We start from the raw sequence: 23,251 nt of genomic DNA on the forward strand, positions 1-23,251 counted from the left end.
GTGTCCCTCACCCTGACCGACCTGTCCCGGGACCCGTGGCTGCTGCCCGAGGTGGACGCCCTCATCGGCGCCAACATGCCGGCCTTCATGAGCTGGGAGTCCCCCGGCAACTGGCGCTGGCACGGCATGTACGACCGCCACCCCGCCCACCAGCTCTGCCTGGTGGACGAGGACGGGCGCCTGGTCGCTGCCGGCAACGGGCTGCCGGTCCGCTGGGACGGCAGCGCCTCCTCGCTGCCGTCCGGCAGTGACGAGGTCCTGGTGGAGAACGTCGACCGCGGCCCGCCCGACCGACCCGACGCCGTGTGCATGCTGTCGGTGTCCGTGGATCCCGCCCGCCGGGCCGAGGGCCTCGCGGAACGACTGCTGACGGAGGTCCGGCGGCGGGCCGCGACCGACGCCCCGCGGGGGGTGATCATCCCGGTCCGGCCCACCCGCAAGCCGCGCTACCCGCTGATCCCGATCGCCGAGTACGCGGCCTGGCGCCGGCCCGACGGCCGCTGCTTCGACCCCTGGCTGCGGACCCACCTCGACCTCGGAGCCCGTCAACTGGGCATTGCCGACCGGTCCCTGGTGATCCGTCAACCGGTAATCCGATGGGCGGAGTTCCTCGGGCATCCGCTGCCCGGCCCGGGGGATTACCCGCTGCCCGGCGCCCTCGTCCCGCTGCGCGTCACCGAGGACGGCCACGGCACGTACGCCGAGCCCAACGTCTGGGTCCACCACCCCGCCGGACCCGCCGGCCCGTAACCCGGTCCGGGACCCCACCACCCCCGATCCGCTCCGCGTCACACCCCCTTCGACGAACCTGGAGAGACCCATGCCTCCCGTACGCCTCGCGATCGTCGGATGCGGCGCCGCCGCCCGCGGCTGCCACCTGCCCGCTCTGCCCCCGCTCAAGGGCGACGTGCGGCTGACCGCGCTCATCGACCGCGACCCCCGTCAGGCCGAGGCAGCCCTCGCCCTGTACCGGGAACTCGGCGGCGCCGACGCCGACCAAGTGGTCCTCGCCACCGACCCGGCCGAGGCCGCCGACGCCTACGACGCCGCCGTGGTCGTGGCCCCGCACACCCTGCACGCGCCGATCGTGCGGGCGCTGCTGGCGGCCGGCAAGCACGTCCTGCTGGAGAAGCCGATGACCACCACCGTCGAGGACGCCGAGGGCCTGGCGGCCACCGCCGCGGCCGACGGCGCCCCCGTACTGGCCATGGCCCACCCGCGCCGGCTCTTCCCCGCCTACGCCTGGGTCAAGCGGCTCATCGACAGCGGCGAACTCGGCGAGGTGGTGCGCGTCGACTGGTCGGAGGGCCACCCCTACGCCCACGAGCCCGTCTCCTGGTCGATGTTCGACCGGCGGCTCGCCGGCGGCGGCGTGCTCACCGACACCGCCTCCCACGTCTTCGACACCCTGCTGTGGTGGCTGGGCCCCGAGGTCGAGGTGGTCCGCTACGAGGACGACTCCCTCGGCGGGGTGGAGGCGGACGCCTCCGCCCACCTGCGCTTCGGCGCCGCCGACGTGCACTGCCACTTCAGCCGGGTGCGCGACCTCGGCATCAGTTGCAAGGTCACCGGCACCCGGGCGACCGTCACCATCGGGACCGACTTCCCGGCGGGGGAGTGCACCCTGATCACCGCCGAAGGGGTGGAACTGCACCGCGGCGACGTGGAGGCCGTCGCCCCGGCGCAGGACGAGTGGGAACCGCTCTTCACCGAGCAGCTCGCCAACTTCGCCGCCGCCGTACGCGGAACCGCCCCCGCCCACTCCAGCGCTCAGGACGGCGTACGCGTCGTCGAGCTGATCCAGGAGTGCTACGACGGCCCCGCCCGTACCCCGTCCGCGCAGCCGTGGACCACGCGCGACGCGGGCGAGGCTCCCGCGCTCGGCGGCCGCACCGTGGCGGTCACCGGAGCGAGCGGGTTCATCGGCGGTCGGCTCGTCGAGCGGCTGGTCCTCGGCACCGGGGCCCGCGTCCGGCCCGTGGTCCGCGGCTTCGGTCGGGCCGCCCGGCTGTCCGTCCTGCCGCAGGAGCGGGTGGAGTTCCGCCGGGGCGACCTGCTGGACCCGGACACCCTCCGGACCGCGTTCGAGGGCTGCGACACCGTCGTGCACTGCGCGTTCGGCAGCTCCGGCGACGAGTCCGGCCGCTGGGACGCCTCCGTCCGGGGCACCGCGAACGTCCTGGCGGCCGCCCGGGCCGCCGGCGTCCGTCGCGTCGTGCACCTCAGCACCATCGACGTCTACGACCCGGCCGTCACCGGAGCCCTGACCGAGGACTCCCCGGCCCGCCCGGCCGACCCCGCCGACCGGGAGTACGAGCAGCAGAAGCTCGCCGCGGAGCAGCTCGTCCTGGAGGCCCACGGCGACGGCCTGGAGACGGTCGTGCTCCAGCCGGGCGTCGTCCACGGCCCGTGGGGCGGCCAGTGGACCACCGCCCAACTGCACCGTCCCGAAGACGACTTCGACCAGCTCCCGTCGGGTGGCGACGGAGGGGTCTGCAACGCCGTGTACGTCGACGACCTCGCCGAAGCCGTCCTGCGCGCCGTGGACACCGAGGCGGCCGCGGGCGAGCGCTTCCTCGTCGGCCACCCCGAGGAGCTCCGCTGGGGCACCTTCTTCGACGCGGTCCGTACCCTGCGCGGCCTCGGCGGTCCCGCGACGGCGTCCGCCGGGGAGCCGGCGACGGCCGCGGAACCGGTCCCCGACTGGGAGTTGGAGCTGTACCGTTCGACCGCCCGCGCGGACTACGACAAGGCCCGCCGGATCCTCGGCTTCACCGCGCGCACCCCCTTCGCCGAGGCCGTCGCGCCGACCGGCGAGTGGGCCCGCTGGGCGGGGGAACTGCCGGGAGCCGGCGCGTGACGGGCGTCACCGACGTCCTCGTGGTCGCGCCGCACCCCGACGACGACGTGATCGGCTGCGGCGGGTCCATCGCCAAACACGTGCGGGACGGGGCCCGGGTGACGGTCGTCATCGTCATCGGCCGCGAACGCAGCGCCCTCGACGACGCGGTGACCGACGCCGAGTTCACGGCCGAGACCGAAGCGGCCGCCAAGGCCCTGGGCGTGCACCGCTGCGTCCGCTTCGACGAGCCCTCGCGGGACTTCGTCCTCTCCCGCCGGGTCCATCTGGACCTCGTACGGGTGCTGCGGGAGGTCCGGCCCCAGGTGGTGTACCTGCCGCACGACAACGACGACGACGTCGAACACCGCATGGTGCACCAACTCGCCCTTGAGGCGCTGTGGATGGCCCAGTCGGAGTTCTTCCACGAGGCGGGCGGCCCGCCCAGCCCCGCACCCCGTCTGGTGCTCGGCTACGAGGTGTGGGCGCCGATGGCGCGCTTCCAGTACGTCGAGGAGATCGACGGGCAGATCGAGGCCAAGGTCGAGGCGATGCGCGCGTACGTCTCCCAACTGCGGCACGCCGCCTGGGACGAGGGCATTCGCGGCCTGGCCCGCTACCGGGGCGCCGTCTCGGCCGGCTCGGGGCACGCGGAGGTGTTCCAGGTGCTGAGCCTGGGCGCCGCGCCGGCCCCGGCCCACGCCGCCGCCGACCCCGGGGGAGGCGGTCATGACTGACCGGCTGCTGGTCTGCGGAATCGGCTCCGGGATGGACCGTTCCCTGCTGGAACTGCGGTCCCCGCAGTGGGAACTGATCGTGGCCACGGACCACCCGACGGACCGCGCCCGGGCCGCCGCGGACCTCCTGCTCGTGTGCGATCCGAACGACGCCGTCGCGGTGCTCGCGGAGCTGTCCGCGGCCGGCGTCGACCGTCTCGACGGGGTGTTCTCGCTGGGCGCGGACAACCCGCCGGTGATCAGCGTGCTCGCCGGTCGCTTCGGCTGCCCGGGGCTGCCGCTGGAGACGGCCCTCGACTGCACGCTGAAGGACCGGCGGCTGAGGATCCTGCGCGCCGCCGGACTCGACCTGCCCCGGTTCGCCACCGCCGAGAGCGTCGGCGAGGCGGTCCGGGCCGCCGCCGACATGGGCCTGCCGGCCGTCATCAAACCCAGCGACCAGACCGGGTCGTTGGGTGTGCTGAAGGTGGAGTCGGCCGCGCAGGTCCGCACCCTGGCCGAGGAGGCGCTGCGGCTCAGCCCCGGCGGGCGGATCGTCATCGAGGAGTTCCTGGAGGGCACCGAACACACCCTGGCGGCCTTCATGGTCGACGGCGAACTGCACCGGTTCGGGTTCGCGGACCGGGAGTACGGCCGCAAGGAGGAGTTCGCCCCCCACTTCTTCGAGGGCGGCGACACCCTTCCCAGCCGGCTGACCCCGGAGCAGATCGAGGAGGTCACCGACACGGTCCGGCGCGGGGCGCGCGCCCTGCGCCTGGACCCGGCGGTCATCAACACCGACGTCCTGCGCACCCACGACGGACGGGTGATCCTCCTGGAGATCACCTGCCGGCTGACCGGCGCCCGCATCGCCACCGAGGTGATGCGGCTGGCCACCGGCGTCGACCCGCTGCCCAACGTGGTCCGGCTGGCCCTGGGCAAACCGCTGCGGCCGGCCGAACTCGCGCCCCGGCAGCTGCGGGCGGTGGTGCAGCGGTTCGTCCCGGCGGACGGGGGCGTCGTCGAGTGGGTGGGCGACCCGCGCGACGTGGCCCGCCGGACCGGCGTGCACGACGTGTTCTGGGGCCTCGACCTGGCCCCCGGCACCGTGGTGCCGCCCTACCGCGGCGGAGCTGACGTCCTGGCCGGGGTGATCGCCCACGCCGAGCACCTAGCGGAGGCCGAGGCCATCGCCGAACGCACCTTGCGCGCCCTGCCCCTGCGCTTCAAGGCCGCGTCCCCGTGACCGCGCCGGCGCGCCGAGACACCCGTACGCACACGAGTTGACGAGGGAGAACAGCAATGGCCACCGACCTGGTGGACGAGGCGGCGGTCGACGAGGGCATCGCCCGGACCGCCGTGGTCATCGCCCTGCGCGACGACCTGCGTATCGCCGACTGCATCGCGTCGATCGACGAGGACGTCGAGATCGTCCTGGCGCTCAACGGGCCCAGCGACGCGGTACTGAAACTGATCGCCGACCACCCCCGCCCGCTGACCGTCACCGAGATCGAGGACGTCGGCAACCTGGGCGCCGCCTACAACGCGGGAGCCGCCGCCACGGACCGGCAGTACCTGCTGCTGATGGACTCCGACTGCACCTTCGCCCCGGGGGTGGTCCGCGCCATGGTCCGCGAGGTGCTCACCCAACCGGTGGTCAAGGGCCAGGTCGTGTACGGGCAGTCGGACGGACTGCTCAGTCAGCTCACCGCGCGGGTGAGGGAGTTCGACGAGGGGGACTACGTCAGTGCGCTGTCCCCGCCGCTGGTCTACAACCGTGACATCGTCGCCCACATCGGCGGCTACCACTTCGACGAGCTGATCCACTGGTGCGAGGACCGGGAGTTCGACTTCCGGCTCCAGCTCGCGGGGATCCCCGTCGTGTACCTGCCGCAGGCGCGGATCTTCCACGACGCCCAGCACGGCTTCGCCAACATGCGCAGCTACTTCCGCTACGGCGTCGGCGAGGGCATCGCCCAGGAGACCGGCGTGTTCACCACCCCGGCGGTACCGGTGCTCTGGCGGGTGTTCGAGGCCTCCCGCACGCTGGTGCACTGCGCCCGCGACAAGGGCGTGGCCGCGGCGGCCTACTACGCCCTGCTGAAGGCGGCCTTCCACACCGGCACCGCCCACCACCTGCTGAACGACCCCTACCGGGTCCGCGACCGCTACCCGGGCCCGGCCAAACGGGCCCGGATGGTCCGCTCGATCCCGCAACACAGCACCCGACTGACCGGCGCCCAACTGCGCCGGCTGCGGCGGGCCCACTGGGAGGCGGGCCGGCGGATCGAGAAGGTGGCCGACCTCTCGGTCTTCCACCCGGACGCCGCCGGCCCGGGCGCCCCGTCAACCGCCGGGCAGCCGCCGCAGCAGCAGGTGTGAGGGATGGTCACCGCCGTGGTGGACGGTGTGGTGGGCGAGGGTCCGCGGATGGACGTCGAAGCGCGGGGCGTTGCTCGCCGCGACCTCCAGCCGTATCCGGTGGCCCGCCCGGAACACGTGGCACACCGCGCCCAGCGCGACGGTGACCTCGACCGGCCCACCGGGAGCGGGCGTCGCGTCCGCTCCCGGCTCCAGGCGGCGCACGCCGTCGCACAGCAGCTCCGCCCGGCCGTCGGGGTGGACGTCGACGAGCTTGCCCGTCACGTCCGCGCCCGCCGCGTCCGGGGTCACGTACACGGTCAGGGCCGTGTCGCCGACGACGGTCAGCGGCGCGGCGAGCGACTCCCCGGTGAAGCACAGCACGTCGGGGCGCCGCTCCACCTCGCGCTGGTCCAGCGGGCCGCAGTCGCCGCCGGTGAACTGGCCGGGCAGGGCGGTGGCCCCGCCGGTGGTGGGCACCGGGTCGGCCGGGTCGTGACGCAGCCGGTCGGCTCCCGGGATCCGCGGCGCCGGACCGGACGTCAGGTCCCGGCCCCGCAGGTGCAGTACGAGGTCCCGCGCGCCGGGGACGGGCCACTCGGGGAAGGAGCGCCACTCGTCGGCGCCGGTCACGAACAGCCGCACCGGATCGGCCTCCGAGCCGCTTTCCCCGCGCCGCCGCAGATACCGGTCGAAATGCTGCACGTGGAGGCCGGTGACATCAATGCTGCGTTCGTCGCCGGCCGTCCCGTAACGGCGCTGCGGGAATATCCCCCCGGTGACGCAATGGGACCACGGGCCGACCACCAGTCGGGACGGGATTCCACATTCCTTGATTCCCCGGTAATTCTCCAGGGCGCCGGCCAGGAATATGTCGTACCAGCCCGTGAGGTGCAGCGCCGGGACCTCGATCGCCGGATACGAGGCACGGGGCGCCGCGCGCCGCCAGTACGGATCGCCGGCCGGATGCTCGCGCCACTGCCGGTAGTACGGGGCCAACCGGTCCAGCAGCTCGGCAGCGGCCTGCGGATCGCGGTAGAGCCCGTCGATCCCGTCGACCGCGCGGGTCACCTCGGCGAGTTCCGGGCCGCTCAGCCCGGCCCCCTCCAGCAGCAGGTCGTACAGCACCCAGTACAGGACGAAGCCCAACTGGAAGGCCCCGCCCTGGTGGGTCCAGCCCTCGTCGAAGCCGGATCCGGCCACGTGCGGGGCGATCGCGCCCAGCCCGGGCGGACGTTCGGCCGCGGCGAGCAGGGCGGCCATCGCCTCGTACGAGCGGCCGAACAATCCCGCCGAGCCGTCGCACCAAGGCTGCCCCACCGCCCACGCGACCGTGTCCGCGCCGTCCCGCGCCTCGTGCCAGTACGGCTCGAAGGTCCCGCCGGAGTCGAACCGGCCGCGTACGTCCTGCACCAGCAGCGCGTAACCGGAGCGGACCAGGCGCAGGCCGTCGACGGACGCGCCCCCCGGGCTGCCGGATTTCCCGTAGGGCGTCCGGCGCACCAGGACCGGCACCGGATCGGCCGTTTCCGGCCGGTAGAGGTCGGCACTCAACAAGGTGCCGTCACGCACGGGTATTTTCAGATCGTGTTCCACGACAATTCGCACCCGCCCATATTCCATCAGGACGAGGGAATTCACAATGCAGTCCTCCGGAATCCATTTCCTGGAACCGTTCTTCGGGACGGCGCGTTCGGATCCGGGCCGCCCGGCCGTGGTCGACAACGGACTCGTCGTCGGCTACGGCACCCTCGCCGCCTGGGTGTCGGACGTGGCCCGCTCCGTCGCACCCCGAACCGGGCACCCCCAACCGCCGGTCGGGGTCGTCGTGCACCACTCGGCCCGTGACGTGGCGGCCCTGCTGGGGGTCCTCGCGGCGGGCCGCGCGTACGTGCCGCTGGAGGCGGAACACCCGCCGCTCCGACTGGAGTCGATCCTGGACCGGCTCGGGGTCCACGAGGCGGTGGCGACCGCGGACAGCGGCTGGCAGCCACCCGTCGCGAAGCTGATCCGACCCCGCTGGGCGGCCGCCGGCGCGACGGCCCACGCCGCCGACCCGCTGCCCGACTCCGGCGTACGGCCCGAGGACCCGGCGTACGTCCTGTTCACCTCGGGCTCCACCGGCACGCCCAAGGGGGTCGTGGTGCCGCACGGCGCGCTGGCCGCGGTGGTACCGCCGCTGCGCACCCTGTACGGCATCGGCCCGGACGCCACCGTGCTGCACTTCCACGGCGCCGGCGGCGACACCAGCCTGGAGGAGATCCTGCCCACCCTGACGGCCGGCGCCGCCCTCGTCGTCGACGACGCGGCGCGCGAGGGCTTCGCGCAGGTCGCCGAGGACCAGGAGGTCACCGTCGCGGTCCTGCCGACCGGCTTCTGGCACGGCCTGACCGGTGACCTGCTGCACCAGGGCGCCGGCCTCCCGCCGTCCCTGCGCACGGTGGTGATCGGCGGGGAGGCCGTACGCCCCGACATGCTGGCGCGCTGGCGGCGGCTCGGCGCCGACGGGGTGCGCCTGCTCAACACGTACGGGTCCACCGAGACGGCGCTCGTCACCCACGCCGTGCAGTTGGCCGGCCCGGACACCCCCGAACTGTGGGACGGCGACGGCGACCCACCCATCGGGCTGCCCCTGCCGCACGTGGGCCAACGCGTCGACGAAGCGGGCGAGTTGTACGTGTCCGGGCCCGCGTTGGCCCTCGGCTACCACGACGCCCCCGGGGCGACGGCGGCCCGTTTCGCCGAACACGGGGGCACCCGCTGGTACCGCACCGGGGACCTGGTGTCCGTGGCGCCCGACGGCGCCCTGGTCTTCCGGGGCCGCTCCGACCACCAGGTCAAGATCCGGGGCCACCGGGTGGACCTGACCGAGGTGGAGGCCCTCGTCGGCGGTTGCGAAGGGGTGCGGGAGGTGGCGGCAGCCAGGGTGGACCGGGCCGAACACACCACGCTGGCCGCCTTCTTCGTACCCCTGCCCGACCACGACCCCGGCGAGGTGACCGAGGGAGTCCGGGCCCGGCTCGCCGCCGGCGCGGCCCCGCACCTGGTGCCCAGCCTGCTGGTGCCGGTCACGGAGCTGGAGCACACCCACACCGGCAAGGTGGACCGCACCGCCACCCGCGACCGGTACCTGACCGGCGTCGGGACGGGCCGATGAGCGCCGCGACGGGCGTGCCGGAGCTCACCGACCCCGCCGCCCTCGCCGCGTACGCCTCCCGGAACCTGGGCCTGGACCTCGACCCCGCCACCGCCCGGGCCGACGACAGCGGTTGGGACTTCCGGGTCACGCACATCCGGGCGGTCGACGGCACGTGGTGGATCCTGCGCCGCCCCCGCCGGCCCGAGGCCGCGGCGCGCCTGGCCTTCGAGGGAGCCGTACTGGCCGCCGTACGCGACCGGATGCCCGTCCCGGTCCCGGACTGGCGCCCGCACACGGCGGACCTGGTCGCCTACCCCCGACTGCCCGGCGAGGCGGCGGGCACCGAGGATCCGGACACCCTCGCCTACGCCTGGGCCATGGACCCGCTGGCCCACCTCGGCCACTACCTGGAGCCGCTCGCCCGGGCCCTGGTGGCGATCCACACCACCCCGCCGGACGCCCTCCCCGGCCGCCCGGCGACGGCGGAGCAGGTCCGCGCCCGGATCGCGGACCGGCTCGCCCGGGCCCGGGCCGAACTACCGCTGCCGGCCGCCGGCCTGCGGCGCTGGCGGACCTGGCTGGACGACGACCGCCTGTGGCCCGACCGGCTCGCGCTCGTCCACGGCGACGTGCACCCCGGCCACACCCTGGTGACGCGCCCGCCCTCCGGCCCACCCACCCTGTCCGGCCTGCTGGACTGGGCCAACGCCGATGTCGGCGATCCCGCCGTCGACTTCGTCGACATGCTGTACGCGGGCGGCGTCGCCGTCCTCGACCGGCTGCTGGAGGCCTACCGGACGGCGGGCGGCGAGGTGCGCAGCGGCATGCGGGCCCACGTCCTGGAGCGGGCCTCCTTCCTGTGGGTCCACGTCGCGCTGCGCGGCCTGGACACGGGCCGCCCGGCCTGGGTGGAGACGGCGCTGCGCAGGATGGCGCCGTGACCACCCGCCGGCCGGGCCCGCTCCGCCCGGGGTGCGGGGCGCGGTCGACGGGACGCACCCCCGCGGGCACGGCGTACACCCTTCACGGGACCGGGGAACGACCGGTGCTGCTGGTCGCCGGCTCGGGCGGCGGCGGACGCGTCTGGGAGCAGCACCAGGTGCCCGCACTGACCGCGGCGGGCCACCTCGTCGTCACCTTCGACCACGGACCCGCCGTCACCGGGCCCCATGAACTGGCGCTCATCGTGAGGGAGTTGTTGGAAGCACTGGCCCTGCCCGGCTGCCCCCTGGTCGGTCACTCCCTCGGCGCCCTCGCCGTCCAGGAACTGCTCCTGAGCGATCCGCACCTGGCGAGCGGGGCGCTGCTCGCGGCGACGCGCGGCCGGCCCGACGTGTTGGGGGAGGCCCTGGCGCGCGCCGAGGCCGCGTCCGCCGCGGCGGGGGTCCGGCCGCCGCCGGAGTACGAGGCCTTCGTCAGCCTGACGCACAACCTCTCGCCCCGGACCCTGGCCGACGAAGCGGCGACCGCGCAATGGCTCGACCTGTTCGAAATCGCCGCGCTGACCGGTGGCTCCGCGGCCCACCGGCCGGCCCCGCCGATGCTCGACCGACGGGCCGACTACGGCCGGATCCGGCTGCCCGTGCTCGTGCTGGGGTTCGCCGACGACGTGCTGGCGCCCGCGTTCCTGGGGCGCGAGGTGGCCCGCGCGATCCCCGGGGCCCACTACGCGGAGCTGCCGGACGCCGGGCACCTCGGGTTCCTGGAACGCCCCGGGGCCTTCAACACCCTCCTGCTGGACTTCCTCGCCACCCTGCCCCCGACCGACCCCGGAGCCCCCCGTGTCGCATGAGCCCCCCGCACCCGTCGCCGTACCCGACCCCGCGCCGGCCGAGGTGCGGGTCGTGCACGTCGGCCAGGAGCCGCCGGAGTCCTGGGCGGCGGCCGTGTACCTGTGCGGCCCCACCCCGGCCGATCCCGCCGCGCCGTCGTGGCGGCCGGACGCCGTCGCGGCCCTGCGGTCCGCGTGGTCCGGCGCCGGACGCCTGGTGGTGTTCCTGCCCGAGCCGGCGGCCGGCGGCTACCCGGCGTACCCCGACCAGGTGGCCTGGGAGGAGGACGCCATGCGCCGCTCCGACGTGATCCTGTTCTGGATCCCCCGGGACATGGCCCGGTTGCCCGGGCTGGTCTCCAACATCAAGTGGGGCACGTGGTGCGACTCGGGTCGGGCGGTGCTCGGCACGCCGCCCGAAGCCGAACGCATGGACTATCTGTTGCACTTCGCCGAAGCCCTGAACGTGCCCGTCGAACGGACGCTGACGGGCGCGGCCGGCGCCGCCCTGCGCGCGGTCGGGCCGGGAGCCCTACGCACCGGGGGAGAGCGGTCAGTGCCGCTGACGGTGTGGCGGACCGCCCCGTTCCGCAGCTGGTACGCCGAACGCGGCGCGGCCGGGGACCGGCTGCTGGACGCGCGCGTGGAGTGGTACGCGCCGCCGGCGGACCCCGAGGGGGTCGCCGGCTGGCTGCTGACGGCCACCGTCGCGGCGCGGGCCGGGGCCGGGCCCGATCCCGCCCCCGCGGTGGTTCGCGTACTGGCCGCTCAGGGACAGGGCATGCTCATGTAGAGCGCGTGCTCACCCTCCGACTCGGTGCCCTGGTACAGGGCGGTGTCCAGTCCGCAGAAGGCGAAGCCCAGGCGCCGGTACGCGTGGATGGCCGGGGCGTTGACGTTGGTCACCTCCAACCAGACGTGCCCGGCGCCCCGCTCGCGCGCGAAGTCCACCGCGCACCCCATCAGGGAGCGGCCCACTCCGCGGCCCCGGTGGTCCGGGGCGACCTCGATGTCCTCGACGGTCAGCCGCCGGTTCCACGGGGAGTACGACACGGCGGCGAAGCCGGCGACCCCGCCGTCGGCGCCGACGGCCACGAACGTCCGGTTGTCGTCGTCCGGGGCGTCCGCGCCGTCCGCGTCGTCACTTGCGTCGTCCTCGGGGAACACCTTGACCAGCGGCGGATCCACCGGCACCTCGCGAAGGGCGAAGCCCTCGCCGGTCACCGCCACCGCGAAGACGGTGGCGGTGGTGAAGGAGCCGTCGATCCCCTCGATGGCCTCGCTGTCCCCCGGCCCGGCGAGGCGGAACTCGTACGTCGTGTCACTGGTCGTGGTCATGCCCCGAGGCTAGGGCCGCTCTGCCCGACTGAGGGCGGATTTCAGCCGAATCGGCGTCCGCGACGCCGGGCCCCGGGGAATCCCGGTGGGGCGGGGCGACCAAGCCGCCCACCCTGGCGGAGGCGCTCCTCGATGCCCGTCGAGGAGGCCTTTGATCACAAGGCCCATCGTGGAAACTCCGCAGCGCGCGCTCTCCAGGCAGGTGGTCGGTGCGGTGCGCAGACGTCCTTCAGCGCGGGAGTGTCCCGCGCCACCCTGTGCCGCGCGGGACGGCAGGGATCAGCCGGTGAGCAGGAAGGTCGCGTCCTGACGGTCTCCGAGTGAGGACGTGGGGGAGAGCGGGTCGATACGCAACTTGTAGCCGCTGTGCCGCAGATAGCGAGTGGGGAAGTTGTAGGACCGGTAGGAGACTGCCGCGGAGGCGCCCAGACCCGGAGTCGGGTAGAAGGTCGCGTCGGCTGCGAAGCCGGGACTGCCGTCGTTGGTGTGGAGGAGGACGGAGTAGCCGCTGTGGCGCAGGAAGCGGCCGGGGTGGTTGACGGACTCGAAGGAGATGCCGGCGCCGTCGGCCAGGCCGGGGACGGTCTTCCACTGCGAGTCGCGGTAGGGGTCGAAGGGGTATGTGTCGATGCGGACCTCGTAGTTGAGGTGGCGCACGTATCGGTCGGGGTGGTTGTAGGACTTCATCCGGGTCCAGTGGGGTGTGCCCCAGGCGGCTTTGAGCGCATTGAGCTCAGCGGTGGTGATCGGGGTGATTCCGGCGTGCTTGGAGTTCAAGGGCTGGGTGTAGGTGCGTTGGTCCACGGGTGCCCAGTTACCGGTGGCGACATCGTTCGTCTGCCAGGCGTAGAAGACCCCGTTGGGGGTGTAGGTGTCGCCCCACAGGTACCACGTGGTGCCGGTGAGGGATTTGGTCAGGACGGGGGCCTCGGTGCCGCCGTGGGAGATCGGCCCGGTATAGGTGCCGTTGTTGAACGCACCGGGGGCGAGCGAGGCGGACTTGGCTCCGTAGAGGGCGTGGTCACGTTTGTAGTAGAGGTAGTTCATACCGTTGACGCCGGTGACGACATCGGCGTCGATGATGTCGAAGCCGGGGTCGAAATACGTCTCGGCGGCGCTGACGTTGGTGAAGTCAGTGGTGTAGCTCGCCATGATGACGTCTCGTGTGCCGTTGTGGGCCGAGTAGATGACGGCGTACTGCTGTCGGGCCGGATCCCAGAACGCCTCGGGAGCCCAGGCGTGGGTGGCCGGCAGGGAATGTACCTTGATTCGACGGTATCCCGTGAAGGACCTCAGGTCGGTCGAGTCCCAGACGTGGATGTACTGATTGCTCTCAGTCCAGTTCGTGCCCTTGAGGTCGGTGGCCAAGACGGTGAAGGTTCCGTCCTGCTTGCGCAGGATGAAGGGGTCGCGCAGACCCTTGGTGCCGGCGGTGGGGGTGGCGACGGGTGCGTTCTGATTCAGAGGTGTCCATTGCAGCCCGTCGGAGCTCACGGCCAGGTGCAAGGCATACCTGTCACCCGATCCTTGGTTGGATTCCGTGAAGTAGGCCATGGCGTAGCCGCCGTAGGCCGGGGCTGCGTCGGCTTGGGGAGCGGGCAGGATGATGAGTGTGGCCAGAAGGGTGGCGACAAGTGCGGGGATGAACATCAGGAGGCGTTCGGGAGTGGGTCGTTGATTGGACATGGGTGTCCTCTACAGGGGTGTGGAGCGGCGCGTCGACCTGGAGGTGGTGCGCCAGGACGTTGCCACTGCCCTCTCCGTCCAGGTTCCAGTACGCGTGGTTGGTGAGGTTCACGACGGTCGGTGCGTCGCTCACCGCCCGGTAGGTCAGGGACAGCTTGCTGTGGCGATCCAGCGTGTAGGTCGCACAGACGCTCAGGGCTCCGGGGAACCCTTGGTCACCGTCGGGGCTGTGAAGGAAGAGCCGCAGGTGGAGTTGAGCGAGGCGCACAGCGGGCCTGGCCGAGGGCGCCTCCCGCGAGTCGGGGTCAGTCCTGTGCAGGGCGTCGCCCGCTCATCAGTCGCTGGAGCACGATGAAGACGAGCAGCAGGCCTCCGATGACGATCCGGGTCCACCAGGAGCTGAGGGTGCCCTGGAAGTTGATGACCGTCTGGATCATGCCGAGGACCATCACACCGAGGGAGGTGCCCAGGACGAAGCCGGATCCGCCGGTGAGCAGGGTGCCGCCGATGACGGTGGCGGCTATGGCGTCGAGTTCCATCCCCATGGCGTGGAGCGCGTACCCGGAGAGCATGTAGAAGGTGAGCAGCACACCACCGAGTGCGGAGCACAGACCGCTGATCGCGTAGACCCCGATCTTCGTGGTGCCCACGGGCAGGCCCATCAGCCGGGCGGAGGGTTCGCTCCCGCCCAAGGCGTAGACGTTGCGGCCGAATCGGGTGTGATGGAGGCAGACGAACGCGGCGGCCACGATGGCCAAGGCGATGATCACTGATACGGAGACGAAGACGCCTCCGGGCCCGTAGAGGCGTGTCTGTGCGATCTGAGTCGTGGTGGGGTCGGTGATCGAGATGGATTCGGTGCTGATGGTGTAGCACAGGCCCCGGGCCAGGAACATGCCGGCCAGGGTCACGATGAAGGGCTGGATCTCGTAGGTGTGGATGATCCATCCCATCAGGGCGCCGCCGGCTGTGCCTACCAGCAGGACCAGGGGGATGACGGTGAGCAGCGGCCAGTCGTACTGCTCGACCAGCCACGCTGTGAGCATGGTGGAGAGAGCCACTACCGATCCGACGGAGAGGTCGATGCCCCCGGTGAGGATGACGAAAGTGGCTCCGACGGCCACGACGAGGAGGAAGCCGTTGTCGATCAGGAGGTTCAGCAGGACCTGGGCGGAGAAGAACCCCTCGTAGCGCACCGAGCCGACGGCGAACATGGCCACCAGTAGGACGGCCGTGACGATCAGGGGGACACGGGTGCGGCCGCGCGGTGGGACGTTCCCGCGGAAGGGTCGGGCGAGCGTGGCGGCGGCCTGCGCGATACCGGAGCTCATGCGCCTGCCTCCTGCCTGCGCGGGACGTCGCCCGGCGCCGTGTGTGGTCGAGGGGGTGTCGTCTTGCGGGGGTGCGACACCTTGGCCCGGAAGACGGGGGACTGGACGAGGCAGACCACGATGACGACGACCGCCTTGAAGACGAGCGTGATCTCGGGCGGGACACCCAGGGTGTACACGGTGGTGGACAGGGTCTGGATGATCAGGGCGCCGAGCACGGTCCCGCCGAGGGAAAATCGGCCGCCGGTCAGGGCCGTGCCTCCCACGACAACGGCGAGGATGGCGTCCAGTTCGATCCAGAGCCCCGCGTTGTTGCCGTCGGCGCTGGAGACGTTGGAGCTGATCATCAGTCCTGCGACGGCGGCGCACAGGGCGCTGAAGACGTAGACGAGGGTGAGCAGACCTGCGGCGCGGATGCCGACCAGGCGGCTGGCGGTGGGGTTGCCGCCGACCGACTCGATCAGCAGGCCCAGTGCGCTGCGCCGAGTGACGGCCGCGGTGAGGGCGACCAGGACGGCGGCCAGCAGCACGGCGAAGGGGAACATGAGCCAGTACCCGCCGCCGATCAGCTTGTACGGGCTGCTGCTCACGGTGATGATCTGGCCGTCGGTGATCAGCTGGGCCATGCCACGGCCGGCGACCATCAGGATCAGCGTGGCCACGATGGGTTGTACGCCGAGGTGTGCCACCAGCAGGCCGTTGGCCAGCCCGAGGACCACCGCCACGCCGAGGGCGATGGCCAGGGCCGTGAGCATGGTCGTGACACCGCCGGGCTGCCCCGCGGTGGCGATGTGCCGGCAGGCCAGCGCGCCCGCGATGGCGACGGTGGAACCGACCGAGAGGTCGATGCCGCGGGTGGCGACCACGAGTGTCATGCCCAGGGACACCAGAATCAGCGGGGCGCCGAACTGGACGATGTCGACGAGACTGCCGTAGAGGTGGTCGTTGCGGACCCGCACGGCGAAGAAGTCGTTCGTGAAGGCGAGGTTGCCGAGCAGCAGCGCCAGCAGGACGACCGAGGGCCACAGCAGGCGATGGCCGGCCAGTCGCCTCCCGAGGCCGCCGGCCGCTGTGGCCTTGGCGGGCTGGGCGGTCATGAGTCAGCTCCGGTGGCGATGGTGGCCAGGATTCGTTCAGGGGTGACGCTGTCGTCGTTGGTGAGGATGGCGACCATCCGGTGGTCGCGCAGTACCGCGATGCGGTGGCTGAGGCGCAGAACCTCCTCGAGCTCGGCGGAGATGAACAGCACCGAGGTGCCGTCCGCGGCGAGGCGTGCCACCAGTTTCTGGATTTCGGCCTTGGCCCCGATGTCGATGCCCCGGGTGGGCTCGTCCAGGATCAGGAGTCGGGGTTCGGTGAGCAGCCAGCGCGCCAGGAGGACCTTCTGCTGGTTGCCACCGCTGAGATGCCTGACCTGTGCCTCAGGGGCGGCCGGGCGGATGTCCAGGGCGTCGATCCAGTGGTGCGTGAGTTCGTCCTGCTTGGCCCGTGACAGCGGCCTCGTCCACCCGCGGGCTGCCTGAAGCGCGAGAACGATGTTCTCCCGGACGGTCAACTCCCCTATCAGCCCTTCGGACTTCCGGTTCTCGGAGCAGAACGCGATACGGCGGGCGACGGCGTTCCGCGGCGTGCGCAGGGAGACGGGCTCGCCGTCCATGATCAGCTCGCCGGCGTCGGGGCTGTCCGCACCGAACAGCAGCCGGGCGGCCTCCGTACGGCCCGAGCCGAGGAGTCCGGCCAGCCCGATGACCTCTCCGGGGTGGATGTCCAAGTCGTAGGGCTCTACATGTCCCGTGCGCGTCAGTTGCCGGGCCTGTAGGAGGGGCTTGCCCGTGGCGCGTTCCGCTGCGTCCGCGTGCGCTCTGTCGGAGAGCTTGTCCAGAGTGGCCAGTTCACCACCGACCATGCGCTGCACCAGCGAGACATGGGTGAGGTCCCCGATGGGGTACTCACCCTCCAGACGCCCGTTGCGCAGGATGGTGACACGGTCGCAGATGTCGAAGACCTGGTCCAGGAAGTGCGTGACGAACAAGATGGCGACGCCTCGGTCACGCAGGCGTCGTACGAGCGCGAACAGCTGGGCGACCTCCTCGCGGTCGAGGCTGGACGTGGGTTCGTCCAGGACGAGTACCTTGGCCGAGACGTCCACGGCACGGACGATTGCCACCAGCTGCCGGACAGCCGGCGAGTGCGTGCTCAGCAGACTGGTGACGTCGACGTCGAGGTCCAGTTCCGCCAGGAGTTCAGCGGCTCGCCGTCTCAGCGCGGACCAGTAGACGAGTCCGAACCTGCGCGGCTCGCGGCCGATGAGGATGTTTTCCGCGACGGAGAGGTTGGGGCAGAGGTTGACCTCCTGGTAGACGGTGCTGATGCCCGCGTGCTGGGCCTGTAGCGGATCGTCGAAGTGCCTCTGCCGACCATCGACGACGATGCTGCCGCCATCGGCGGGGTGCACGCCGGTGAGCACCTTGATCAGGGTGGACTTCCCCGCACCGTTCTCGCCCATCAGGGCGTGGACTTCTCCCGGATGGAGCTTCAGGGCGACGTCGTCCAGAGCGAGTACTCCGGGGAACCGCTTGCGGATGCCGTGGGCTTCCAGCACCGGCCGTGGGTGACCGGCGGTCCTTGTGCGGAGGCTGGGTGGGGCTGACATCTCCCCTCCTCTCGTGAGGTAGGGCCGAAGGAGGCACCAGAGCGCCGCTCCCTCCGGCACCGGTTACGGCGTCGGTCAGTACTGGCGGGCCGGCAGGGCGGCCTCGGCCTTGTCCTGGGGGAAGACTCCCTCTTCGGTTTCCACGCGCGCCGGCACGCTCTCTCCCGCGGCGACCTTCTTGGTGAGTTCCATCAGCTGGTCGCCGAGGAGCGGATTGCACTCCACCACGACGTTGATCTTGCCTTTGGTCATCGCGACGAAGGCGTCCTTGATGCCGTCCACCGAGATGATCCTGATGTCTGTCCCGGGCTTCTTGCCGGCCTCCTCGATCGCCTGGATCGCGCCGAGCGCCATGTCGTCGTTGTGGGCGTACAGGACGTCGATGTCCTCCTGGGACTTCAGGAAGGCCTGCATGACCTCCTTCCCCTTCGCTCGGGTGAAGTCGCCGGTCTGGGAGGCGACGACCTTGAACTTCGTCTCACCCTTGACGGCTTCGGCGAAGCCGGCCTTGCGGTCGTTGGCCGGGGCCGAGCCCGTGGTCCCTTGGAGCTCGACGATGTTGACCGGTTCGCCCTTGCCCTCGTACTCCGCCACCAGCCACTCGCCGGCCGACCTGCCCTCCTTGACGAAGTCCGAGCCGAGGAAGGTCTTGTAGAGGGAGGTGTCCTGTGTGTCCACGGCGCGGTCGGTGAGGATGACCGGGATCCCGGCGTCCTTGGCCTCCTTCAGCACGGTGTCCCAGCCGGACTCCACCACCGGAGAGAAGGCGATGACGTCGACCTTCTGCTGGATGAAGGTGCGGATCGCCTTGATCTGGTTCTCCTGCTTCTGCTGCGCGTCGGAGAACTTCAGAGTGATCCCCGCCGCCTTCGCGGCGTCCTGGACGGACTTGGTGTTGGCGGTGCGCCAGCCGCTCTCGGCACCGACCTGGGCGAAGCCCAGCACCAGCTTGTGGCCCGACTTTTCGCCACTGCCGCGGCTGCCGGACCCGGCCGCCGGGTTTTCGGTGGAGCAGGCGGACAGGGAGAGGGACGCCAGAAGGGCGATACCGACGACGTAAGCAGCTCTGCGAGCCATGTGGTGTGTCCTTTCGGGAGTGGGCATGGTTCCGCTGCCATGGCCGCACGGCGGTCGGGACAGGGAGTTGAGCCCTGCGCGAGGAGGAGGAGGGGCCCCCGGTGCTGACCGGCGGCGTGCACTGATGAAGCCCTCGTCCGTCAGGGGACGGTGGGCAGCATTGTTAGCGCTAACACCACCGCACCTCAATCCCCTTGCGCGCGTTACCTTCCCGTTACTTCACCTATCGGTTCCCGCCCCACCCTGTCGTCCGCGAGCGAATCGGGAGACTCCTGCACCGGCGATCCCGCGGGCTGTCTGCGGGGGAGCGCGACCCTGGAAGGCCTCATCCGCGGGGCATGAGCATCGGAGAATGCGAGCCTCCGCCGAGTCGGTCCGGTGCGCGGATGATCGACGCCACGGTCCATGGCCATAGGCGGTCGGTGAGCGGATGACCGGTCCGCCCGTCGTGTGGTTGTGCCTGATCGAGGCGGCCAGGGAGACGGGGCAGTGGCCGGAGCCCGGGCGGCCCGGGTCGGTCCCGTCGCATCCGCATCGCGGAGTGACCCCTGTGATCGTGAACAATTACACTCGCCCCCGTGGGGCCCTGTGCAGGCACCACCGTGCATGCGGTCTGCGCACCGGAGCCCGGCCCCAATCGCCGTGGGCTCCGCCGACGAGAGGGCTCTCAGTGGGAACGGGAAGTACGGAACAGTCCGAGCCACGCCAGCCTGTGATGGCTGATGTCGCGCGCGTCGCCGGGGTGTCGCACCAGACGGTGTCGCGGGTGCTCAACGGCGCCCCCCACGTCCGCCCCGGCACGCGAGAGCGGGTGCTCGCGGCCATCCGCGAGCTGGACTACCGCCCCAACGTGGCGGCCCGGGCTCTGGTCACCCGTCGGTCCCAGACGCTGGGCGTGGTCAGTTTCGGCAGCGCCCTGTACGGACCGGCCTCCATGCTGGACAGCATCGAGCAGGCCGCACGCAGCGCGGGCTACTTCGTCAGCGTGGCGAGCATCCGGTCCCTGGACACGCGCGCGGTGCAGGAGGCCGTGGAGCGGCTCCGGGATCAGGGAGTCGAAGGCATCATGGTGATCGCGCCGCAGACCCCGGCGGTGAGCGCGGTCTCCCGGCTGTCCACGGCGGTGCCCGTGGTCGCGGTCGGATCGGGCAGCGGTACGCGCGTGCCCACGGTCTCGGTCGACAACGAGGCGGGCGCCCGCGCCGTAACCCGGCACCTGCTCGACCTCGGGCACGCCACGGTCCACCACATCGCCGGCCCGCCGGGCTGGCTGGAGACCACGACCCGGCAGGCCGGTTGGCGCAAGGCCCTCCAGGAGGCCGGGGCCCCGGTGCCCGAGGCCCACTCCGGCGACTGGAGCGCCCGCGCCGGCTACGAGGCGGGCCTCCGGATCGCCGGGGACCCCACCGTCACCGCGGTGTTCTGCGCGAACGACCAGCTGGCGCTCGGACTGCTGCGCGCGCTGCACGAAGCGGGCCGGGCGATTCCCGGGGACATCAGCGTGGTCGGTTTCGACGACATCTCCGAAGCCGCCTACTTCGCTCCGCCGCTGACGACGGTCCGCCAGGATTTCGGCGAACTGGGCAGACGCGCGCTGGAGCTGCTGGTCGAGGAGTTGACCCGTGGCGACCGCACGACCGGCGCGGTCGGCGGTGAGCACGCCAGGCCGCCGGAGTCCCCGGGCCCGCACGTGCTGGTACCCACGGAGATCGTGCTGCGCCGCAGCACGGGTCGCGCGCCCCGTCAGGTTCGCTGAACCCGGCATTCGCGCTGGTCAGGTGAGCCCCAAGTGCTACGAATACACACTGGGACGCGAGGTCAAGATTAGGTAACGCTGCATGCGAGGGCTCTTGTACAGCTGATTGTTAACGCTAACAATCAGAGCCTTGGGTGGCCACGCGCGCCGCCGTCCCCTGTCGCCCGGGGCGCTGGGCTACGTACGAAGGATGTGAACGTGACACCGTCCCGTCCCCCAGCCGCCCCGGACACCGGGCGCTACGTCGTCGGTGTCGACTTCGGTTCGCTGTCCGGCCGCGCCGTGGTGGTCCGCGTGCGCGACGGTGAAGAGCTGGGCTCCGCCGTCCACGCGTACCGCCACGGAGTCATCGACCGCGAACTGCCCACCACCGGGGCGGCGTTGCCGCCCGACTGGGCACTCCAGCATCCCGACGACTGGCGCGAGGTGCTGCGCACCGCCGTCCCGGACGCCGTCACCTCCGCGGGAGTGGACCCCGGGCGCGTCATCGGCATCGCGACCGACTTCACCGCCTGCACGGTCCTGCCGGTACGCCGTGACGGGCGGCCGCTCTCCGAGACCGGGCTGGGCCACCGCCCGCACGCCTGGCCCAAGCTCTGGAAACACCACGCCGCTCAGGGCCAGGCCGACCGGATCAACCGCCTCGCCCACCTGCGGGCCGAGAAGTGGATCGCCCGTTACGGCGGCAGGATCTCCGCCGAATGGCAGTTCGCGAAGGCGCTGCAGGTGCTGGAGGAGGACCCGGCGACGTACGCGGCCACCGAGCGCTGGATCGAGGCGGCCGACTGGATCGTCTGGCAGCTGACCGGCACCGAGACCCGCAACACGTGCACCGCCGGCTACAAGGGCATCCACCAGGACGGCAGGTATCCCAGCGAGGACTACCTCGCCGCCCTCCACCCGGACTTCGGGGACTTCGCCCGCACCCGCCTGGAGCATCCACTCGCCCCGCTGGGTTCCCGGGCCGGCTCGCTCACCGCGGAGGCCGCCGCCTGGACGGGCCTTCCCGAGGGCATCGCGGTCGCCGTCGGCAACGTCGACGCCCACGTCGCGGCCGCCGCGGCCCAGGCCGTGGAGAACGGCCGGCTGCTCGCGGTCATGGGCACCTCCACCTGTCACGTGGTGAACGGTGCCGCGCTCGCCGACGTCCCCGGCATCTGCGGCGTTGTCGACGGCGGGATCGTCGACGGCGCGTACGGCTACGAGGCGGGACAGAGCGCGGTCGGCGACATCTTCGCCTGGTGGCTCTCCCAGGGCGTCCCGGCCGGCTACCAGGCCGAGGCCGAGGCCCGCGGCGAGGACCTGCACCAGCTTCTGACCCGCAAGTGCGCCGACCAGCCGGTCGGCGGGCACGGCCTGGTAGCGCTCGACTGGATGAACGGCAACCGGTCCACCCTGGTGGACCACCACCTGTCCGGCGTCATTGTCGGGCTCACCCTGGCGACGCGGCCCGAGGAGATATACCGGGCCCTGCTGGAGTCCACCGCCTTCGGTACCCGCACCATCGTCGAAGCGCTGGAACAAGGCGGAGTACCGGTCGACGAGTTCATCGTCACCGGCGGCCTGAAGAAGAACGCCCTGCTGATGCAGATCTACGCGGACGTGCTGCGCCGGCCGGTGTCCCTCGCCGCCTCCGCCCAGGGCCCCGCCCTCGGCGCCGCCATCCACGCGGCCGTCGCCGCCGGCGCCCATCCGGACGTACGCACCGCCGCGGCGGCCATGGGCCGCGTCCAGCGCGCCGCCTACCTGCCGGACGTCGCCCGGGCCGACGCCTATGACGCCCTGTACGCGGAGTACCGCGCGCTGCACGACCACTTCGGCACCGGCCCCGACAGGGCGCTGCACCGGCTGCGTGCCCTGCGCAACGCCGCCCTGACTGCCCCGACCACCCCGACCGAGAGGCTCTGAAACGCTCATGACGTCACCGATCGAGCAGCTGCGCCGCGAGGTCAGCGACCTGCACCAGGAACTGGTCCGCTACGGCCTCGTCGTCTGGACGGCCGGGAACGTGTCCGCCCGCGTCCCGGGCGAGGACCTGATGGTGATCAAACCCAGCGGTGTCTCCTACGAGGAGCTGGCCCCCGAGCGCATGGTCGTCTGCGACCTGGACGGGAAAGTGGTCGAAGGCGACCACGCCCCCTCCTCCGACACCGCCGCACACGCCTACGTCTACCGGCACATGCCACAGGTCGCGGGGGTGGTGCACACCCACTCCACCTACGCCTGCGCCTGGGCCGCCCGCGGCGAGGCCGTCCCCTGCGTACTGACCGCCATGGCCGACGAGTTCGGCGCCGAGATCCCGGTCGGACCCTTCGCGCTGATCGGGGACGACTCCATCGGGCGGGGCATCGTCGAGACGCTGCGCGGACACCGTTCGCCCGCCGTCCTGATGGAGAGCCACGGCGTCTTCACCGTCGGGAAGGACGCCAAGGCAGCGGTCAAGGCGGCCGTGATGTGCGAGGACGTCGCCCGCACGGTCCACATCTCACGCCAGCTCGGGGAGCCGCTGCCCCTCGCGCAGAGCGACATCGACGCGCTCAACCACCGCTACCAGAACGTGTACGGCCAGCAGGCCGACCGGTGA

The 23,251-nt window shown here is 72.0% G+C and carries 20 protein-coding genes; 12 read left to right on the plus strand and 8 right to left on the minus strand.

Annotated elements, in window-relative coordinates; genetic code table 11:
- The 5 genes from ACZ4XJ_RS11100 to ACZ4XJ_RS11120 all read left to right on the plus strand — a co-directional run bounded on the left by ACZ4XJ_RS11100 (position 1) and on the right by ACZ4XJ_RS11120 (position 5,937).
- On the plus strand, positions 1 to 750 hold the full coding sequence (locus tag ACZ4XJ_RS11100; protein WP_468495975.1) for a hypothetical protein: 750 nt from the start codon (positions 1 to 3) through the stop codon (positions 748 to 750).
- A gap of 70 nt (positions 751 to 820) precedes the next feature.
- Entirely contained in the window at positions 821 to 2,860 is a 2,040-nt protein-coding gene (locus ACZ4XJ_RS11105) for an NAD-dependent epimerase/dehydratase family protein (RefSeq protein WP_468495976.1), read from the plus strand.
- Complete coding sequence (locus ACZ4XJ_RS11110; protein ID WP_362879599.1) at positions 2,857 to 3,576, plus strand: PIG-L deacetylase family protein; 720 nt, start codon at positions 2,857 to 2,859, stop codon at positions 3,574 to 3,576. Before ACZ4XJ_RS11105 ends, ACZ4XJ_RS11110 begins: the two co-directional genes overlap by 4 nt.
- Positions 3,569 to 4,801 (plus strand): ATP-grasp domain-containing protein, encoded by a 1,233-nt coding sequence (locus tag ACZ4XJ_RS11115; RefSeq protein WP_468495977.1) that lies wholly within the window; start codon positions 3,569 to 3,571, stop codon positions 4,799 to 4,801. The genes ACZ4XJ_RS11110 and ACZ4XJ_RS11115 overlap by 8 nt, the downstream gene beginning before the upstream one ends.
- A gap of 56 nt (positions 4,802 to 4,857) precedes the next feature.
- Entirely contained in the window at positions 4,858 to 5,937 is a 1,080-nt protein-coding gene (locus tag ACZ4XJ_RS11120; protein ID WP_468495978.1) for a glycosyltransferase family 2 protein, read from the plus strand.
- Here the strand turns inward: ACZ4XJ_RS11120 and ACZ4XJ_RS11125 are convergent.
- Positions 5,902 to 7,488: a CocE/NonD family hydrolase gene (locus ACZ4XJ_RS11125; protein ID WP_468495979.1), complete on the minus strand. Its 1,587-nt coding sequence runs from the start codon at positions 7,486 to 7,488 to the stop codon at positions 5,902 to 5,904. The two genes, ACZ4XJ_RS11120 and ACZ4XJ_RS11125, sit on opposite strands and share 36 nt — an antisense overlap.
- Positions 7,489 to 7,558: 70 nt before the next feature.
- Between ACZ4XJ_RS11125 and ACZ4XJ_RS11130 the strand changes: the two genes are divergently transcribed.
- From ACZ4XJ_RS11130 to ACZ4XJ_RS11145, 4 genes are all read left to right on the plus strand, one after another.
- Positions 7,559 to 9,073, plus strand: a complete 1,515-nt coding sequence (locus ACZ4XJ_RS11130; protein WP_468495980.1) for an amino acid adenylation domain-containing protein — start codon at positions 7,559 to 7,561, stop codon at positions 9,071 to 9,073.
- On the plus strand, positions 9,070 to 9,996 hold the full coding sequence (locus ACZ4XJ_RS11135) for a macrolide 2'-phosphotransferase (protein ID WP_468495981.1): 927 nt from the start codon (positions 9,070 to 9,072) through the stop codon (positions 9,994 to 9,996). Before ACZ4XJ_RS11130 ends, ACZ4XJ_RS11135 begins: the two co-directional genes overlap by 4 nt.
- A 104-nt stretch (positions 9,997 to 10,100) precedes the next feature.
- A complete protein-coding gene (locus tag ACZ4XJ_RS11140) occupies positions 10,101 to 10,847 on the plus strand; it encodes an alpha/beta fold hydrolase (protein WP_468495982.1) in 747 nt (248 codons plus the stop codon).
- Positions 10,837 to 11,619, plus strand: a complete 783-nt coding sequence (locus ACZ4XJ_RS11145; RefSeq protein ID WP_468495983.1) for a nucleoside 2-deoxyribosyltransferase domain-containing protein — start codon at positions 10,837 to 10,839, stop codon at positions 11,617 to 11,619. Before ACZ4XJ_RS11140 ends, ACZ4XJ_RS11145 begins: the two co-directional genes overlap by 11 nt.
- Here ACZ4XJ_RS11145 and ACZ4XJ_RS11150 read toward each other — a convergent pair.
- From ACZ4XJ_RS11150 to ACZ4XJ_RS11180, 7 genes are all read right to left on the minus strand, one after another.
- The gene (locus ACZ4XJ_RS11150; protein WP_468495984.1) at positions 11,595 to 12,164 is read right to left on the minus strand and encodes a GNAT family N-acetyltransferase; all 570 of its coding nucleotides are present in this window, start codon (positions 12,162 to 12,164) and stop codon (positions 11,595 to 11,597) included. The two genes, ACZ4XJ_RS11145 and ACZ4XJ_RS11150, sit on opposite strands and share 25 nt — an antisense overlap.
- A 279-nt stretch (positions 12,165 to 12,443) precedes the next feature.
- The gene (locus tag ACZ4XJ_RS11155) at positions 12,444 to 13,784 is read right to left on the minus strand and encodes an AbfB domain-containing protein (RefSeq protein ID WP_468496272.1); all 1,341 of its coding nucleotides are present in this window, start codon (positions 13,782 to 13,784) and stop codon (positions 12,444 to 12,446) included.
- Positions 13,681 to 14,118, minus strand: a complete 438-nt coding sequence (locus ACZ4XJ_RS11160; protein WP_468495985.1) for an aldose epimerase family protein — start codon at positions 14,116 to 14,118, stop codon at positions 13,681 to 13,683. The genes ACZ4XJ_RS11155 and ACZ4XJ_RS11160 overlap by 104 nt, the downstream gene beginning before the upstream one ends.
- Before the next feature lie 37 nt (positions 14,119 to 14,155).
- Positions 14,156 to 15,181 carry a galactofuranose ABC transporter, permease protein YjfF gene (gene yjfF / locus ACZ4XJ_RS11165; RefSeq protein WP_468495986.1) on the minus strand — a complete coding sequence of 342 codons (1,026 nt, stop codon included), beginning with the start codon at positions 15,179 to 15,181 and terminating at the stop codon, positions 14,156 to 14,158.
- Positions 15,178 to 16,278: an ABC transporter permease gene (locus ACZ4XJ_RS11170; protein WP_468495987.1), complete on the minus strand. Its 1,101-nt coding sequence runs from the start codon at positions 16,276 to 16,278 to the stop codon at positions 15,178 to 15,180. Before ACZ4XJ_RS11170 ends, yjfF begins: the two co-directional genes overlap by 4 nt.
- Positions 16,275 to 17,834 carry a sugar ABC transporter ATP-binding protein gene (locus tag ACZ4XJ_RS11175; RefSeq protein ID WP_468495988.1) on the minus strand — a complete coding sequence of 520 codons (1,560 nt, stop codon included), beginning with the start codon at positions 17,832 to 17,834 and terminating at the stop codon, positions 16,275 to 16,277. The genes ACZ4XJ_RS11170 and ACZ4XJ_RS11175 overlap by 4 nt, the downstream gene beginning before the upstream one ends.
- Positions 17,835 to 17,909: 75 nt before the next feature.
- Positions 17,910 to 18,911 (minus strand): ABC transporter substrate-binding protein, encoded by a 1,002-nt coding sequence (locus ACZ4XJ_RS11180; RefSeq protein ID WP_362879579.1) that lies wholly within the window; start codon positions 18,909 to 18,911, stop codon positions 17,910 to 17,912.
- A 715-nt stretch (positions 18,912 to 19,626) separates the two neighbouring features.
- On the opposite strand from ACZ4XJ_RS11180, the gene ACZ4XJ_RS11185 reads away from it, so the two are divergent.
- The 3 genes from ACZ4XJ_RS11185 to ACZ4XJ_RS11195 all read left to right on the plus strand — a co-directional run bounded on the left by ACZ4XJ_RS11185 (position 19,627) and on the right by ACZ4XJ_RS11195 (position 23,251).
- Positions 19,627 to 20,667, plus strand: coding sequence for a LacI family DNA-binding transcriptional regulator (locus ACZ4XJ_RS11185; protein WP_468495989.1), 1,041 nt, complete (start codon positions 19,627 to 19,629; stop codon positions 20,665 to 20,667).
- A 192-nt stretch (positions 20,668 to 20,859) separates the two neighbouring features.
- Positions 20,860 to 22,575, plus strand: a complete 1,716-nt coding sequence (locus ACZ4XJ_RS11190) for a ribulokinase (protein WP_468495990.1) — start codon at positions 20,860 to 20,862, stop codon at positions 22,573 to 22,575.
- A gap of 7 nt (positions 22,576 to 22,582) precedes the next feature.
- Complete coding sequence (locus ACZ4XJ_RS11195) at positions 22,583 to 23,251, plus strand: L-ribulose-5-phosphate 4-epimerase (RefSeq protein ID WP_362879573.1); 669 nt, start codon at positions 22,583 to 22,585, stop codon at positions 23,249 to 23,251.

This window comes from Streptomyces sp. NPDC029836 (assembly GCF_055574495.1).